The sequence below is a fragment of the Pontibacter saemangeumensis genome (assembly GCF_039541895.1).
GTDB lineage: Bacteria > Bacteroidota > Bacteroidia > Cytophagales > Hymenobacteraceae > Pontibacter > Pontibacter saemangeumensis.
Map to the genome: position 1 here is coordinate 276,694 of NZ_BAABHC010000029.1, position 16,714 is coordinate 293,407.

Annotated in this window: 13 protein-coding genes; 10 read left to right on the forward strand and 3 right to left on the reverse strand. The window is 58.4% G+C overall.

Translation table 11 applies throughout. The annotated features are described in order from the left end of the window. The first annotated feature begins 5 nt into the window (after window positions 1–5). The 7 genes from ABD920_RS19665 to ABD920_RS19695 all read left to right on the forward strand — a co-directional run bounded on the left by ABD920_RS19665 (window position 6) and on the right by ABD920_RS19695 (window position 7,488). On the forward strand, window positions 6–1,061 hold the full coding sequence (locus ABD920_RS19665) for a LacI family DNA-binding transcriptional regulator (protein ID WP_345161453.1): 1,056 nt from the start codon (window positions 6–8) through the stop codon (window positions 1,059–1,061). 85 nt (window positions 1,062–1,146) lie between these two features. Next, window positions 1,147–2,592 (forward strand): tagaturonate reductase, encoded by a 1,446-nt coding sequence (locus ABD920_RS19670; protein ID WP_345161455.1) that lies wholly within the window; start codon window positions 1,147–1,149, stop codon window positions 2,590–2,592. Window positions 2,593–2,751: 159 nt separating this feature from the next. Continuing rightward, window positions 2,752–3,765, forward strand: coding sequence for a PfkB family carbohydrate kinase (locus ABD920_RS19675; RefSeq protein ID WP_345161457.1), 1,014 nt, complete (start codon window positions 2,752–2,754; stop codon window positions 3,763–3,765). Window positions 3,766–3,800: 35 nt separating this feature from the next. Continuing rightward, window positions 3,801–4,475 (forward strand): bifunctional 4-hydroxy-2-oxoglutarate aldolase/2-dehydro-3-deoxy-phosphogluconate aldolase, encoded by a 675-nt coding sequence (locus tag ABD920_RS19680; protein ID WP_345161459.1) that lies wholly within the window; start codon window positions 3,801–3,803, stop codon window positions 4,473–4,475. Continuing rightward, complete coding sequence (locus tag ABD920_RS19685) at window positions 4,475–5,521, forward strand: TRAP transporter substrate-binding protein (RefSeq protein WP_345161461.1); 1,047 nt, start codon at window positions 4,475–4,477, stop codon at window positions 5,519–5,521. Before ABD920_RS19680 ends, ABD920_RS19685 begins: the two co-directional genes overlap by 1 nt. Window positions 5,522–5,542: 21 nt before the next feature. After that, a complete protein-coding gene (locus ABD920_RS19690; protein ID WP_345161463.1) occupies window positions 5,543–6,037 on the forward strand; it encodes a TRAP transporter small permease in 495 nt (164 codons plus the stop codon). 152 nt (window positions 6,038–6,189) lie between these two features. Then, entirely contained in the window at window positions 6,190–7,488 is a 1,299-nt protein-coding gene (locus ABD920_RS19695; RefSeq protein WP_345161465.1) for a TRAP transporter large permease, read from the forward strand. Between the two features lie 369 nt (window positions 7,489–7,857). Here ABD920_RS19695 and ABD920_RS19700 read toward each other — a convergent pair whose 3' ends face one another. Then, a complete protein-coding gene (locus tag ABD920_RS19700; RefSeq protein WP_345161467.1) occupies window positions 7,858–8,391 on the reverse strand; it encodes a TetR/AcrR family transcriptional regulator in 534 nt (177 codons plus the stop codon). Window positions 8,392–9,196: 805 nt separating this feature from the next. Here ABD920_RS19700 and ABD920_RS19705 point away from each other — a divergent pair. The 3 genes from ABD920_RS19705 to ABD920_RS19715 are packed head-to-tail and all read left to right on the forward strand — an operon-like array spanning window position 9,197 to window position 12,030. Then, entirely contained in the window at window positions 9,197–10,330 is a 1,134-nt protein-coding gene (locus ABD920_RS19705; protein ID WP_345161470.1) for a Re/Si-specific NAD(P)(+) transhydrogenase subunit alpha, read from the forward strand. Continuing rightward, the gene (locus ABD920_RS19710) at window positions 10,327–10,617 is read left to right on the forward strand and encodes an NAD(P) transhydrogenase subunit alpha part 2 (RefSeq protein ID WP_345161472.1); all 291 of its coding nucleotides are present in this window, start codon (window positions 10,327–10,329) and stop codon (window positions 10,615–10,617) included. The genes ABD920_RS19705 and ABD920_RS19710 overlap by 4 nt, the downstream gene beginning before the upstream one ends. 6 nt (window positions 10,618–10,623) lie before the next feature. Next, a complete protein-coding gene (locus ABD920_RS19715; RefSeq protein WP_345161474.1) occupies window positions 10,624–12,030 on the forward strand; it encodes an NAD(P)(+) transhydrogenase (Re/Si-specific) subunit beta in 1,407 nt (468 codons plus the stop codon). A gap of 174 nt (window positions 12,031–12,204) precedes the next feature. Here ABD920_RS19715 and ABD920_RS19720 read toward each other — a convergent pair whose 3' ends face one another. Further along, window positions 12,205–15,540: a UTP--glucose-1-phosphate uridylyltransferase gene (locus ABD920_RS19720; protein ID WP_345161477.1), complete on the reverse strand. Its 3,336-nt coding sequence runs from the start codon at window positions 15,538–15,540 to the stop codon at window positions 12,205–12,207. A 206-nt stretch (window positions 15,541–15,746) separates the two neighbouring features. Then, window positions 15,747–16,697: a UTP--glucose-1-phosphate uridylyltransferase gene (locus ABD920_RS19725; RefSeq protein ID WP_345161479.1), complete on the reverse strand. Its 951-nt coding sequence runs from the start codon at window positions 16,695–16,697 to the stop codon at window positions 15,747–15,749. Window positions 16,698–16,714: the final 17 nt, after the last annotated feature.

Genomic DNA, 16,714 nt, shown 5'->3' on the forward strand with positions numbered 1-16,714 from the left:
GACATATGGACAACAACCCCAAGGTAACCATCCACGACATCGCCCAGCGGCTCGGCATCACGGCCTCCACCGTCTCGCGCGCCCTCAACGACAACCCCCGCATCAGCGAGGCCACCCGCAAGGCCGTCCACCGGGCCGCCCGGCAGATGAACTACCAGCCCAACAACATCGCCGCCGCCCTGCGCCACGGCAGGAGCCGCCTGATCGGCATCATCGTGCCCACCGCCGACCGGGCCTTCTTCGCCTCGGTGGTGCGCGGCATCGAGGAGATGGCCAACCAGTTGGGCTACAAGGTCATCATCTGCCAGTCCTACGACAGCTACGAGAAGGAGGTGCAGACCATCGACGCCCTGCTCAGCGCCCGCGTCGACGGCGTGATCGCCTCCATCGGCAAGAACACCGAGACCTTCGACCACTACCAGCGGGTGCAGCGGGCCGGCGTCCCGCTGGTGCTCTTCGACCGCACCACCGACGCCCTGGAGGTCAGCCAGGTGATGGTCGACGACCACCTGGGCGCCTACAAAGTAGTGGAACACCTGATCCGGCAGGGCTGCCGCCGCATCGCCCACTTCACCAGCCCCAAGAAGGTGAGCATCTTCAAGGAGCGCCTGCGCGGGTACGCAGACGCCCTGAAGGACAACGGCCTGCCTTACGACGAGGAGCTGGTGGTCAGCAGCAACCTGCAGCTCGAGGACGGGAGGGAGAGCATGCAGCGGCTGCTGGGGCTCGAGCACCGCCCAGACGCCGTCTTCTCCTCCAGCGACTACGGGGCCATGGGGGCCATGCAGGTGCTCAAAGAGCACGGGATAAAGATCCCCCAGGAGGTGGCCCTGGCTGGCTTCAGCAACGAGCCCTTCACCTCCTTCACCGACCCGGCCCTCACCACCGTGGACCAGTTCAGCCTGACGATGGGCAAGCGCACGGCCGAGGTCTTCTTCGAGCAGCTCAAGGCGGGTAACAAAAACCCGGTGCCCCAGAAGATCGTCCTCAAGCCCGAGCTCATCGTCCGCGCCTCCTCCCTGAGGACAGGGCCTCTGGCCGGGGAAGCCGGCCATCTGTAAGCAAAGCCAACGGGCGGGGCCCGTCAGAGGGACGCCCCGCATCTGTATACATAGAAACTAAACGCCCGCAGGGCAAGAGACAACCATGAGGCCACTCAACAGACAGACCGCCGGGCTCCCCCCCGCCTACCCGGTGAAAGTGCTCCAGTTCGGCGAGGGCAACTTCCTGCGCGGGTTCGCGGACTGGATCATCGACGTGCTCAACGAGAAGACCGCCTTCGCCGGGGCCGTGGTGGTGGTGCAGCCAAGGGACCGGCCCCGGCACACGATCCAGGCCCTGCGCCGGCAGGACGGGCTCTACCACGTGCTGCTCAGCGGCCTGCAGGGCGGCGAGCCCACCCGGCACAGCCGCCTGGTCACCTGCATCGCCGGCGCCCTGAACCCCTACGACGACTACGCGGCCTTCCTGCGGCTGGGCCAGAACCCGGACCTGCGCTTCATCTTCTCCAACACCACCGAGGCCGGCATCATGTATGATGAAAACGACACCAGCATAGACGCCATCCCGGCCAGCTTCCCCGGCAAGCTGACGGCCCTGCTCCACCGCCGCTACGGGCACTTCCACGGCGCGGAAGGCAAGGGGCTGGTTATCATCCCCACCGAGCTGATCGAGGGCAACGGCGACGCTTTGCGCCGCATCGTGCTGCAGTACGCCCGGACCTGGGGCCTGCCGCGGGGCTTCGCCGACTGGGTGCAGGGGCACACCCTCTTCTGCAACACGCTGGTGGACCGCATCGTGCCCGGCTTCCCGCGGGGCACCATCGGGGAGGTGCAGCGGGAGCTGGGCTACGCCGACGAGCTGGTGGTCACGGCCGAGCCCTACCACCTGCTGGTGATGGAGGCCCCGGAGGCGGTGAAGCAGGAATTCCCGGCCGGGGAGGCCGGCCTGCAGGTGAAGTTCGTCCCCGACCTCACCCCCTGGCGCGCCAGCAAGGTGCGCATCCTCAACGGCGCCCACACCGCCCTGGTGCCGGTGGCCTACCTGCGGGGGCTGCGCACGGTGCGCGAGGCGGTGGAGGACGAGCAGGTGGGCCGGTTTATCCGGGAGGCTATACATGAGGAGATCCTGCCCACCCTGGACATGCCGCGGGGGGAGCTCGAGCAGTTCGCCGGCGACGTGCTGGAGCGCTTCCGGAACCCCTTCATCCGCCACGAGCTGCTCTCCATCGCCCTGAACGCCGTCTCCAAGTACCGGGTGCGCGTGCTGCCCTCGGTGCTGGCCTACACAGAGCGGAGAGGAGAGCTGCCGGAGCGCCTGCTGCACGCCCTGGCCGCCCTGCTGCTCTTCTACCGCGGGGAGTGGCGCGGCGAGCGGATCCCGCTCAGCGATGAGCCCGGGGTGCTGCAATTCTTTGAACAGGCCTGGCGGGGGGGCGACCCGGCCGCCGCCGTGGCCGAGGCCCTGGCAAACGCAGGGCTCTGGGGCACGGATCTGACGCGCGTCCGGGGGCTGCAGGACATGGTCACGCAGCAGGTCCTCCTGCTCATGAAATCCGAAACCAAACCACTGGAAAGGGATAATCTACAGTAGGGGCTGCAGAAGTCTGCAATAGTGTTTACATTGTAAATCAATAATAAAGAGAACTATATAGCCATATGATCCTTGCCGACTGCCAGCAGAAAATATATGTCAGTCAGGTGGCGGAGAGTACAGGCTATAACAACGCTACATCATATATCGGATTCTGATATGGGGAAAAAAGTCATCACTTTCGGTGAAATCATGCTCAGGCTCTCTACGCCTGATTACGCACGCATTATACAGTCCACACACTTTGACGCCACGTACGGCGGCGGCGAGGCAAACGTGGCCGTGTCGCTGGCCCAGCTCGGTATCGGCGCCGCCCACGTTACCCGGTTCCCCGACAACGAGCTTGGGAAATCGGCCACGAACCTGCTGCGGAAGTATGGCGTGGACACGCAGCACATCCGCTATGGCGGCGACAGGCTCGGCATCTATTTCCTGGAGACCGGCGCCAGCGTGCGGGCCAGCAAGGTTATATATGACCGAAGCCATTCTGCCTTCGCGGGGCTGGAGCCGGATATGATCGATTGGGACGAGGTGTTTGCCGGTGCCGACTGGTTTCACTGGACGGGCATTACGCCGGCCATATCCGCCGGGGCCGCCGCCTGCTGCGCCAAAGCCATCGACGTGGCCAACCGCAAAGGGCTGACCGTGTCGGCGGACATCAACTACCGGAAGAACCTGTGGCAGTACGGTAAAACCGCCGGTGAGGTCATGCCCGGGCTGATTGCCGGCTGCGACATCATCGTGTCCGGCAAAGGCGACGCGAGGGATATACTGGGCATCACCGCCAAAAAACCGGAGGGCAACGAACTTGCCTCCGTCTACAGCCAGATCATGGAGCGCTTCCCGAAGGTGAGGAAGATCCTGAACACCACCCGCGGCTCCGTCAGCGCCTCGCACAACACACTGTCGGGCATGCTGTGGAACGGGCGGGAGATGCTCGAAACCCAGACCTACGAAATGAACCCGATCATTGACCGCATTGGCGGCGGCGATGCTTTTATGGCCGGTTTTATATATGGCCAGCTGGCGTACGGGGACGATCAGAAGGCCCTGGACTTTGGCGTGGCCGCGTCGGTGCTCAAGCACACCATCCGGGAAGACGCCAACCTGGCGACGGTGGAAGAGGTGGAGGCATTGCTGGCCGGCAACACCTCCGGAAGGCTCGTGAGATAGTTTTATCAGTACTAATCCAAAAATTCACAAACCATATGGCAAAATTCAGCAGAATAGAAGTAGCGTTAAAAATGGCAGAGACGGGCATGGTGCCTGTGTTTTACCACGCTGATGTAGAAGTGTGCCGGCAGGTGCTGAAAGCCTGCTATGATGGCGGCGTGCGGGTGTTCGAGTTCACCAACCGCGGCGATTTCGCCCACGAGACGTTCACGCAGCTCATCAAATATGCCCGTGCCTCGTTCCCGGAGCTAATGCTAGGGGTAGGCTCTGTGGTGGACGCGCCTACCGCTGCGTTATATATACAGTGCGGCGCCGACTTTATCGTGTCGCCGGTTCTGAAGGAGGATGTGGCCATTGTCTGCAACCGGCGCAAGATCATGTGGGCGCCGGGCTGCGGCAGCTTAACCGAAATATCGCGGGCGGAGGAGCTGGGAGCCGAGGTCATCAAGATTTTCCCGGCGCAGCAGGTGGGCGGCCCGGATTTTATAGCTGCCATCAAAGGTCCCTGCCCCTGGACAAGCATTATGCCCACCGGCGGCGTGGAGCCGAAGGAAGAGAACCTGCGGGCTTGGTTTGCCGCCGGCGCGCACTGCGTGGGCATGGGCTCTCAGCTCATCAGCAAAGACCTGATTGCTACACAGGATTACAGCCGGTTAGAAGAACTGACGCGGACAGCGCTGGAGACGATCAGTAAAGTAAGGAAAAAATAATGCTTATATACCCTCACCCCCGTCCCCGGCGTCTCCTGCTGCAGCGGTTGCTTCCAGGCCTCTGCGCCTTTCTCCTCCTGCTCCTGGCCCCCTCGTGCAGGGAAATCTCAGACAAAAAGGAGATAAAGCTGGCGCATAGCCTGGAGGTGTCGCACCCGGTGCACCAGGCGATGCTGTACATGGCCGAAAGGTTAAAGGAGAAATCGGGGGGCACGCTGTCCATCGGGATCTACCCCAACTCGCAGCTTGGCAGTGAGCGGGAGTCGGTGGAGCTGCTGCAGATCGGCAGCCTGGGCATGACCAAAGTGTCTGCGGCCACCATGGAGAGCTTCTCCCCTAATTTCAAGGTGCTGAGCCTGCCTTACATTTTCCGCGACAAGGCGCATTTCTTCAGTGTGCTGGAGGGCGAAATTGGCCAGGAGCTCCTGACGGAAGGGGAACAGTACTGGCTGCGCGGCCTGACCTACTACGATGCCGGCAGCCGCAGCTTCTACACGGCAAGCAAACCCATCAACACCCCCGACGACCTGAAGGGCCTGAAGATCCGGGTGCAGGCCAGTAACACCGCCATCCAGATGGTGAACGCCTTCGGGGGTGCCGCCACGCCCATCTCCACCGGCGAGATATACACGGCGCTGCAGCAAGGGGTGGTAGACGGTGCAGAAAACAACCCGCCCACCTTTCACCTGTCGCGCCACTACGAGGTGGCCCGGCACTACGCCCTGAACGAGCACACCATGGTTCCGGACATCCTCCTGGTGAGCACCAAGGTGTGGGAAAAGCTAACGCCCCAGGAGCAGCAGTGGCTGCAGGAGGCGGCAGAGGAGTCGGCGGTGGTGCAGCGGAAGCTTTGGCAGGAAGCGGAGGAGGAAGCGCTGCGGGAAGTGAAAAAGGCTGGTGTCGAGGTATCTTATCCCGATAAGGAGCCTTTCGCTAAAATGGTGGAGCCACTCTACGAGAGCTACAAAACTGAACCGGAGGTGTACAGCCTCATCAAGCGGATCCAGGCCGCTGGGAAAAACCCCCAGGCGCAACCCGCCCCTTAACGACAAAATAAAGCAACCGATATGACATTCAGAGAAAGACTGGACACGGCCCTGTACTGGGTGCTGGTAACCCTGATGGCGGCCATGGTGCTGAACGTGCTGTGGCAGGTGGGTTCCCGCTTTATCCTGCGGGCGCCGAGTTCCTTCACCGATGAGCTGGCGCGGTACCTCCTGATCTGGGTAAGCCTGCTCGGGGCCAGTTACGTGACTGGCAAACGCATGCACCTGGCCATCGACCTGCTGCCTGCCAGCCTGGAGGGCAGGAAACAGCGCAACCTGAACGTGCTGATCCATGTGCTGGTGGCGCTCTTCGCGTTCTTCGCGATGGTGTGGGGCGGCATCAACCTGGTCTATATCACCCTGAAGCTGCGGCAGACGTCTGCCGCCCTGAACGTGCCCCTGGGCTATGTGTATATGGTGCTTCCCCTCAGCGGCCTGCTCATCATCTACTACAGCCTCGCGGGCCTGACCGAAAGCCCGGAAGATCCGGAGGAGATCGGCAAGGAGATGATGTAGGCTTAAGGCAAAAGACGCAGGACAATAAAGTGCCCTGCTATATATAGCCCGCTCGCACGGGTGACATTCTCCATTTTTTATGGCGATGATATAAAGCCCTCATTTGAAATCTCATTCCCAACAGCCGACAGGCTATATATAAACAGGCATACATGGAACTCTTGGAAATACTCGTACTGGTCGTCAGCTTTGTTGTGTTGCTTATTTTAGGGGTACCCATTGCCTTTTCCATCGGCATTGCCGCGCTCCTGACGATGCTCGTGAGCATTGCGCCGGAGCCCGCCTTCACCACCCTTGCCCAGCGCATGGCCACCGGCCTCGACAGCTTTGCGCTGCTCGCCATCCCCTTCTTCATACTGGCGGGGCAGCTCATGAACAGGGGCGGCATCGCCACCCGTCTCATCGACCTGGCTAAAAGCCTGGTGGGCACGCTGCCGGGTGGCCTGGCCTACGTGAACATTGTGGCCTGCATGCTGTTTGGCGCCATCTCCGGGTCTGCCGTAGCGGCTGCCTCGGCGATCGGGGGCATCATGAACCCGCGCATGGTGAAGGAAGGCTACTCCAGGCCTTTCAGCGCGGCGGTGAACATTACCTCCGCCACCACGGGCATGATCATCCCGCCCAGCAACATCCTGATCGTGTATTCCCTTGCCAGCGGCGGCGTGTCCATTGCCGCGCTCTTTGTGGCCGGCTACATACCCGGGTTCCTGCTGGGGTTTGTGCTGATGCTGGTGGCTGGCGTTATATCCTATAAGAAGAAATACCCGGTGGGAGACCGCACCTCTTTGCGGGAGGTGCTCAGAAAGTTTTTAGATGCCCTGCCCAGCCTGCTGCTGCTGCTGGTGGTAATCGGTGGCATCATCGCCGGCGTGTTCACCGCGACCGAAGCCTCTGCCGTGGCCGTGCTTTACACCGTCATTCTCTCGATGCTGGTATACCGCCAGGTGAAGGTGAGCGACCTCCCGGATATCCTGATTCATACGGCCATCACCACGGCCATCGTGATGCTGCTGATCGGCACGTCGATGGGGATGTCGTGGGTGATGTCGTATGCCAACATCCCGCAGGCTTTCAGCGACGCGCTGCTATCTGTCAGCGACAACAAGATCATTATCCTCATCATCATTAACCTAATTCTGCTGTTTGTGGGCATCTTCATGGACATGACGCCGGCGGTACTGATATTCACCCCGATCTTCCTGCCGGTTGTGCGCGAGCTCGGAGTCGATCCGGTTCACTTCGGCATTATGATGGTGATGAACCTTTGTATCGGCCTGTGCACGCCGCCTGTGGGCTCTGTGCTGTTTGTGGGTTGCGGGGTAGCCGAAATTAGCATCAGCAAAGTCATCAAGCCCCTTATCCCGCTGTTCCTCGCCATGGTGGTTGCGCTGCTGCTGGTAACCTATATACCGGCGCTCAGCCTTTGGCTGCCAAGGGTGTTTGGATTGTAGCAGGTCAGTATATATAGCCTGCTGTGTCGTCACGATGGCAACTGCTGTAAGTTGGCAATCCCTCTTCTTCCTTTAGCTAAAGGTTTCTGCGCGCGAATCAATGAAGAGCTGTGCGGAAACGATTCTATATACATAGTGCCATACCCACTATTCTTCCTTCCATAGCTATAGAAAGAATGCCATTCCCATTTCATTTAAAATGATAAAGCCATATATGGAAGAAGGTTTAGAAGACTTGGTATAACATCCTCCAAACAAGAACGCAGCACGCACATGGGCATGATCGCCCGGTGCGTGCTGCGTTAGATAAACCAGTCTCTATATAATACGAGCGCTTACCTGCTCTGCAGCTTGTCTGCTTAAAGCTCCTTACTTCCTGTACTTGGCCTTGATGAGGTCCAGCATCTTCACAAAGTGCCCTTTGTCCTCGTTGGTCAGGTACATCCTCCACAGCCCCTCTACCAGCAGCATCAGGATCTCCGTCTCCAGTTCCGGCTCTTCGTAGCCCAGTTTTTTGAAGGCCCCTTCCAGCTTCTGCATCACCGAGTGCGAGTAGCGCATGTGGTGCTTCTGCGAGATTTCCTCGTCTACGAGGCGAAACTGCATGCGCCAGAAATTGCGCTCCTCCTCCACCAGTTTCAGTGGCATGTCAAGCACGTTCTCGATCAGCCTGATCGGGTCATCCTCCACCACAAGTCCTTTGCTCCTGTCCGTGATACGCCGGTACCCGGCCTTCACCACTGCCTCCAGCAGGTTCTCTTTGCTGAGGTAGTGTTTAAAAATCAGGCCTTCTGACACGCCTGCCTCCTTCGCAATTAAGCTGGTGGGCGTGGCTTCGTATCCTTTATCAGCAAAAAGATTCAAAGCCGTTTCTAAAATAATTTCTTTCTTCGTTTTAAGCATCTTACAATAGCGAAATGGGTTTCAGCATCTGTTCTGATACCTGACCGGGCACTACCCTGTTGGCCCAGGTTTGAGAACCCACAAAAGCTATCTATAGTGTTTATAGATAAGAAGTTGCAAAGTCCCCCTTCTGATATTCCATAGCATAGCGATCGGTCAGCTATATATAACGGGAAGCTGGAAAAATTTTGTACGTACAAATAACCGCTCAAAATTAAGTACTGTGAGCGGAATCACCATCAAAAAGGTATAAATAAACGCAAAGAAAATATGCGGCTGCGCGTTGCAGCGCCTGCCAGGCTTAAACCACAGGCAGCGGAAGTTTCCTGTTATTGCCTACAACTCACCTGCCGCTCCGCAGTTCGAAACCTCTTTGAGGATTATACGCAGCGTGAGCTGAAGTATATATAAAATGACTCAAACTTACCTTTTTTGCTGCCGTTCTAACGCTTTTTACAATTATTCATCAATTTTTAAGCTATCTTTTCAACAAAACGCAAGGCTGTTTAAAAATTTTATTATCTTAGCTTGTCGATTATGCGCAGTAACCGGCTGGCGAAGCTTTGGATAAATTGAAGCCTCCGGGGCAAGGCAACGGGTGAGAGGAGGCGTCTTTCTGGATATCGTACACTTTTTCTCCCATTCCTTCGGGGGTGGCTTTTCGCAAGAGCACGGGCGGCCATGGCAAACAGGGTGCTTCATGTAGCCTCTCCGGCAGCTTAGCCCTGCATTCAGATACAGAGGCGCCTGCTGCACAACAACTATTTGCAATATTATTTCAGGTTACACTTAATACATTTAATCCTTGAACATAGCTGTACTCAAAGAGGGCAAATTATCCGAAAGAAGGGTAGCCCTGACACCGGACGTGGTAAAGTCACTCACGAAAGCCGGTTTTAAATGTGGCATCGAGAGCGACGCCGGGCATGCTTCCGGCTTCTATGATGGTGCCTACGAAGCGGCAGGCGGCATTATTTTCCCGGACAGGGCCGCATTGCTTAAAGATTCGGATGTGCTGCTGAAGGTAAACGCCCCCACGCCTGAGGAGGCCCTGCTGATGCGGGACGGCAGCGCGCTGATCTCCTTTCTATATGCCTACACTGTGCCCGAACTGGTGGATATATGCCTGAGCAAGAACATCAGCGCCTTCGCCATGGATGCCGTGCCGCGCATCTCGCGCGCCCAGAAGATGGACGCCCTGAGTTCGCAGGCCAACTTGGGAGGCTACAAAGCGGTACTGCTGGGGGCCAACGCCCTGGGCAAGATTTTTCCGCTGATGATGACGGCGGCCGGCACCATTACCCCGGCCCGTGTGCTCATCTTCGGGGCGGGCGTGGCCGGCCTGCAGGCTGTGGCCACCGCCAAGCGCCTGGGGGCCGTAGTGGAGGTAACCGATGTGCGCCCCGAGACAAAGGAGCAGGTAGAGTCGCTGGGCGGCCGCTTCCTGGAGGTGCAGGCCGAGGGCGTGAAAACCGAGGGCGGCTACGCCCGCGAGGTGTCTGCCGAGTATCTACAGAAACAGAAAGAGCTCATCACCAAACACATAGCCGACGCGGACCTGGTAATTACCACGGCTCTCGTGATCGGAAAGAAGGCTCCGCTGCTGGTAACGGAAGAGATGGTAGCCAGCATGAAGCCGGGCTCGGTGATTGTGGATATGGCCGTGGAGTCGGGCGGCAACTGCGCGCTGAGCGAGTTTAACCAGACGGTGGTGCGCCACGGCGTGACCATCATCGGCGAGTCGAACCTGCCCGCCATGGTGCCGGTGAACGCCAGCGAGCTCTACGCCAAGAACATCAGCACCCTGCTGCTTCACCTGGCCACCAAGGACGGCTTTAAGTGGGAGATGGACGAGGAAGTGACAAAAGGTTCGCTGATTACGCACCAGGGGGAGTTGGTACATCAGTTTACAAGAGAAATATTAGCTAAAACAGTATGAATGCAGAAACATTAATTGTACTTCTTTACGTGCTGGTGCTGGCCAGTTTTGTAGGCTTCGAGCTTATCTCCAAGGTCCCGCCCACGCTGCACACGCCGCTGATGTCCGGCTCCAACGCCATATCCGGTATTACCATTGTGGGGGCCATTGTGGCTGCCGGGCCGGAAGACTGGTCGGTGAGCAAGTGGCTGGCTATTGCCGCGCTGCTGCTGGCCACCCTGAACGTGGTGGGTGGCTACGTGGTGACGGACCGCATGCTGCAGATGTTTAAGAAGAAAAAGAAGTAAGCCCTTATGGAAAGAGATTTAATTATAAAGATTGCGTACCTGATCGCTTCGGTGATGTTTATCATCGGCATCAAGATGCTAGGTAAAACATCCACGGCCCGCCGGGGAAATTTCGTGTCGGCCATTGCAATGCTGATTGCAGTGCTCGTGACGCTGCTCGACAGCCAGATACTGAGTTACACAGAGATATTTGTGACCATCCTCATCGGATCCGTTATCGGCACGGTGATCGCACAGCGCGTGGAAATGACTTCGATGCCGGAGATGGTGGCCATCTTCAACGGCTTCGGCGGGGCTGCCTCCGTGCTGGTGGCTACCTCCGAGTACTGGCGCATGGCGCATGAGGCGGGCTACAGCATGGAAATGGTGGTTGGCGTCACCATCATCATCAGTGTCATCATCGGTTGCGTCACCCTGACAGGCTCGCTGGTGGCGTTCGGAAAGCTAAAAGGCCTGATCAACGGCCGTGCCGTGGTGTTCAGTGGGCAGCATGCCGTGAATGCCATCCTGTTTCTGGCGGTGCTGGCGCTCTCGGTGCTGGTGGTGCTGCAGCCGAATGCAGAGATATGGATGCTGGGCGTGCTGGCGATTGCCCTGCTGCTGGGTGTCCTCACGGTCATCCCGATTGGCGGGGCTGACATGCCGGTGGTGATTTCGTTGCTCAACTCCTATTCCGGTATCGCCGCCTGCGCCACGGGCTTCGTGCTCAACAACCAGGTGCTGATTATCGCGGGTGCGCTCGTGGGCGCCTCCGGTATCATTCTCACCCAGATTATGTGCAAGGCCATGAACCGCTCGCTGGTCAACGTACTGCTGGGCGGCTTCGGCCAGACAAGCTCTTCGGCCGCCGCTGCCGGAGGCGGGGAAGACATTGTGGTGAAAGAAGTAGGTGTGGAGGAAACAGCCATGCTCTTCGAATCTGCCTCCTCGGTGATCATCGTGCCGGGCTACGGCATGGCCGTGGCGCAGGCGCAGCACATTGTGCGGGAACTGGCCGACATGCTGGAGAAGCGGGGCATCTCCGTCAAGTTCGCCATCCATCCGGTGGCGGGCCGCATGCCCGGGCACATGAACGTGCTGCTGGCCGAGGCCAACATCTCCTACGATAAGCTCATCGAGATGGACCAGATCAACGACGAATTCGCCAACACCGACATCGCCCTGATCATCGGGGCCAACGACGTGGTGAACCCGGCGGCCCGCACCAACCCCGGCAGCCCTATCTACGGCATGCCGATCCTGAACGCCGACAAGGCCCGCACGGTCATCGTCTGCAAGCGCGGCATGAGCGCCGGCTACGCCGGTATCGAAAACGAGCTCTTCGGCTTCCCTAACTGCCTGATGCTCTTCGGCGATGCCAAGTCCTCCATGACGAAAGTAGTAAGCGAGCTAAAGGAGCTCATGCCGGCATAGTTCGCTTATAAAACAGAAAGAGACGCCCTCCCGACATTATAAATCGGGAGGGCGTCTCTTTTCAGGGTCTATATATGGCAATCCGCAGGACTTGCAAGTGACTTGCCTCTTATATGGAACGGCCTTGCCCCAGACGCTCGCGGGAGCTGCGCACGCCGCGAGGTCTTTGAGTCATCAGGCAAATGTACCAAGCGAGGCGACGTAGTCCTTGCTGCCGTCGGTTACCCAGGCATCCAGTTGTGCGGGGTCTTTCATTTGCTGGCCCCGGTAACGCGGCACTGCAATATAACCGCACTTCAGGTTGGGAAGCGCCGTCATATCCGTCCAGAGCTTCTCGATCTGCGCAACCGGGTATATATCCTCCTGCCCGTGGCCCCAGCGGTATTTCACATCTTTGATGGTGACGTAGGTGGGGATGCGGTGCGCCACGCTTCGGACAGCTTTGGCCAGTTGCCCTGCATCAGCACCCTGCAGGGACTCGCGCGTCAGGCCGAAAAGCGTGAGCAGCGGGTCGATCTGGATCCAGGTGGTGTTGGAGTTGTAGTAGCTCAGGTTCAACTCGTCCTCCTCACGTGGCTGGGCCAGGCCTTCCAGCAGCCGCAGCTGCCCGTTCACGCGCGCCAACCCGCCGCCCCGGTCCTCGATGCGGCGCGGGATCACCTCAAATGTCAACGCGTTCCCCGACTCCAGGTGGTAGCCCAGCGCTGCCGGGTCTATATCGGCCCCCAGGGTATCAATGTTGTGCAGCATAATGGTTTGCAACTGCGGTTGCTCCTGCAGGAGCCTAGCCAGTGTGCCGTTGCGCAGCAGGTTCGAAACTTCGTACCAGTGGCCGAGCGGCGAAAAGCGCTGCGCCGCGATGTTGTCCATATAATCCGTGCCTTCGCCTTTGGACTTTGCCCAGTTGATCATGCTCTGGCGCACAGCGTCCCGGACTTTCTGCTTGTTCTCGTCAAGCGTTTCCTGGGGCATCTCCTCCCACATAAAGCGCAGGTCGCGCTCCATCGGCACGAAGCGCTGGCCAATCGAACGACCTTCCGACAATAGAATGGCACCATCGTACTGGAAGTTCTGTGTCTTTTCCAGTTGTTTTCGGATAGGCGCCTGCGTCAGGTAACTGGTAGCCACAATGTGCGGGACTCTCGCGCCATACCGTTCCGCTATCTTGCGTGTCTTCGCCACGTGAATTTCAAGGAAACTGCGGTGTTTGCCTTCTATTTCCACAAACGGGTTCAGCGCTTTGATCACACCGGCTCCCTTTGTCCAGCGGCTGCCCACGCCTGCCGCCAGGCTCATCACCGCTACTTTGCCGGCTCTGATCGCTTCTTCGCCGGTGTTACCGGAAGCGGCCAGTTCTTCCAGCCGCACAATGTCCTGCGGCCGCACATCCTCTATCGTCGTCTCCGCCGCCAACCGGTTGCGCGACAGCCCGATGCGGCCTTTCTGTAGCTCCTCCCGGATGTCTTCGTGCTGTATATAGTCAAATCCGTTCTCTTTTTTGATGCTCTCCGCTTTCTCATTTTCCACGCTGCGGTTGCCCTGCGAGCTCGGGTCCGATACCTTAAACAGGTTGCTGATGATGGTGCGGAGCAGCGGGTAGGCCAGGTTGTTCTTTTCGCAGTACGTCGTAAAGTAATCGATCTCCGCCCGGCGTATATATGATATTGTGGCGGGGTCTTTCCGCACCAGCTGCGACACATGAATGGCATAGTACTGCTCGGGCATCAGCGCCTCGTTGCCCTCGTGCAGCGTCGCCCAGGTCCCTTTGGGGTTGATGCTCCAGTTATATACCACCGGCTCCATGGCAAACGGCAGCGCGTCAGACAGCTCGTTCTTGGTTTGGCGGAGTATCTCCAGCACGCCCGTTTTATATGCCTCGTGGCGCTCCGGGTTCACAAACATGCCCATACCGCCGCCCGACATACCGCCCAGCATCAGAAAGCCATAGTAATCCTCCCCAAACGCTTTCTGAGCTTTGGCGATGATCTGCTCCGTGAAATAAGTGGATGCCCAGGGGATGATCGTCTTGATCGGCTGCTCCCAGTTACGGGCTGTGTTAGCGCCTAACTTCCGGACGTCTCCTTCCCGGATAGCACCCAGGATGTTATCGAATATCTGGTTTGTCTGCTGCCGGGCAGCCCACTCCCGCTCTCCCCGCAGCAGGTATTTCTCAGTAACCATCTCCAGGATCGGGCCTACGTTCGAGGCCATGCCGCCGTGCATCAGCACGAGCGAGTTCATGATCTTCTCACCGATCTCCGGATGCACTTCCTCGCCCTGCAGCACCCGGTGGCGCGGCAGCAGCGTACCCCGGCTGATACCGAACTCCGGGTCGCCCTCCTGCGCAAACGTGCCCTGGATGGCTTTGATGCCCGGCCACACGCCGCCCGAATCCTGCCAGCCGCCGCCGGAGCCTCCGATCCACTCGCCCAGAATGGCGCGCGAGGCAACCAGTCGTCTTTCGCTCTCCTCCAGACCGCCTTCCAGCCGCTGTGTCTGGCCGGTGGCACGCATCAGCAAACTAATGATGGAGCCCAACAGGTTAGTGGAAACGGCAAACCGGGAGCCTTTCGGGATATCATTCACCTTCGTCACCAGCTCAATCCCCATGCCGGGGGCCACGATGCGCGCCAAAATCTCAGGCAAGGCCTGGTTTGTTCCTTCAAAAGAAGGCGGAATAAGCCCGGAGGCGATCACACCGGCTTTCACCAGGCTCAGGTAATCATTCCCGAAGTTGAACAGGTCCGCCAGGTCGTGTATATCCTTTGAGGTGTTCAGGTCGATGCTCGTCAGGCGCAGCACCGGCTCCGGAATCACCCGCACATAACTGTGCAGGGGTGGCCTGATGTCCTTATCGCGCCCAAAAACACCCAAGTCGATGGACACGTTGATGACGCGCGCGCCTTCCGGGTAATCCATCCCCAGGAAGAAGATATCGGACCATCCGCTGTGGGTCAGGTCCATCCGAACGGAGGTGTTCTCGTGCAGGATCGGGTAAAAAAGCGAGTTGTCGTGGCGCGCCAGCAGTTTCGGGTGTATGCGGATCGGGTGCTCCTCCTGGTGCCCTACCCGGAACATCCATTGGTTGCCCTTGCTCGAGCGCACGCTTTTCCGAACCTGATCGGCCAGGATCTGGAACGACAACTGGTGGTAACTATCGGCCAGGGCGCTGAACAGGGCTGCATTGGGCCCGTGCTTGTCCAGTTCGCGAAGAAAAGTGGCGATGGCGTGCTCAAAGCGGCGGGCCAGCAGGTCCTCAAACCCGTCATAAGAGATTTTCCCGACCGAAGGCGTCTCTTTTGCCTCCATCAGGAAAAACCGGTAACCGGCATATAAAAAGAGAATAGCCCTTACCTTCTCATATAGGTTTGGCGTGGTTTTCCGGAACGTGTCCAGCTCGCGCAGGGCCGTCCCCATTTCCTTTGCCGACAGCTTCCGGCTGATCTCGAAAAAGGAGCGGTTGCGCGTGGCGGCCTCTGTAGCGGTAATGGTTTGGATAAAGATATTCATGTTGCTTTTTTGGTGCAGCACTATATAGCCTGCCTGAGCTTTGCTGTGCAGCAGGCAGTTTTGGTATATATGGTTGCGGGTGATTGGCTATTGGCAATTGCCTGCTACCCATCCCTATCCCTCGGAGGAGGGGAATACATTAGAGTCTAAACATCTCCTGCTGGGAGGGATGTGTTACTTTCTCCGCACTTTATTTCTGATAAAGATTAAACAGATTTCCGGCTGTTGGCTTCGGCCAGCAGATCTACCATTGCCGTCAGCGTCTCGTCGTGCGCCTGGCCTGCCAGGCCGAGTGCAATCTGCGCCTGCAGCCAGCCGAGCTTTTTGCTCAGGTCGTATCGGTTTCCCTTTACTTCCAGCGCCAGGTACTTGTCTGCCTCGGCGAGTTCCTGCAGCGCGGGCGTGAGCAGGATGTTGCTGCCGTCGCGGGCGATGTACTTCTCCAGTATATCAAAAATGGCCGGCGTGAAAACGTGCATCCCGAAGAAGCACAGGTAGTACCCTACCCGCAGCCCCGGCGTTTGCAACTCCAGTTCCGCCACACTCAAAGAGGGTTTCTCAATGATCTTCTCGATCTGGTATATACCGGCGTTGCCGGGGAGCTGCTTCCCGGTAAGCGTGCCGTAGCGGCCAATCTGGTGCTCAATGGTGGGGTTCACCGCCGACACAGAACAGTTCTCCTGCGCGGAAAGCTCAATGAGTTGGGTGGCGCAACGCTTCTGCAGCAGATTGGATACATACAGGTAGTCTCCCAAAAGCAGCAGGAAAGGCTCGTTGTTCACAAATTCGCGGGCGCAGTACACGGCGTGCCCATAGCCCAGCGCCTCCTGCTGCTCCGCAAACTGGATGCGGCTCAGCAACAGGTCCAACTTATCGGTTTCCTCTTTCGCCCAGTCAACGCCTTTATATGATCGCAGCAGGTTATCACGCAGCGAGGCGAAGGCGCTGAGATACCTTTCTCCGTCGCCGGGGGCGCATACCACGCACAATTCCTCGATGCCACTGGCAAAAGCCTCCTCCGCAATAATCTGGATAACCGGTTTGTGCAACCCGTCGATGTCTATGATCGGGAGCATGGCCTTCTGAATGGTGTCAGCCACCGGGTAAAGTCTTTCGCCACGGGCAGCCGCGGTAATAACAGCCTTTTTAATTCTCATTGTTTATATATGATGTT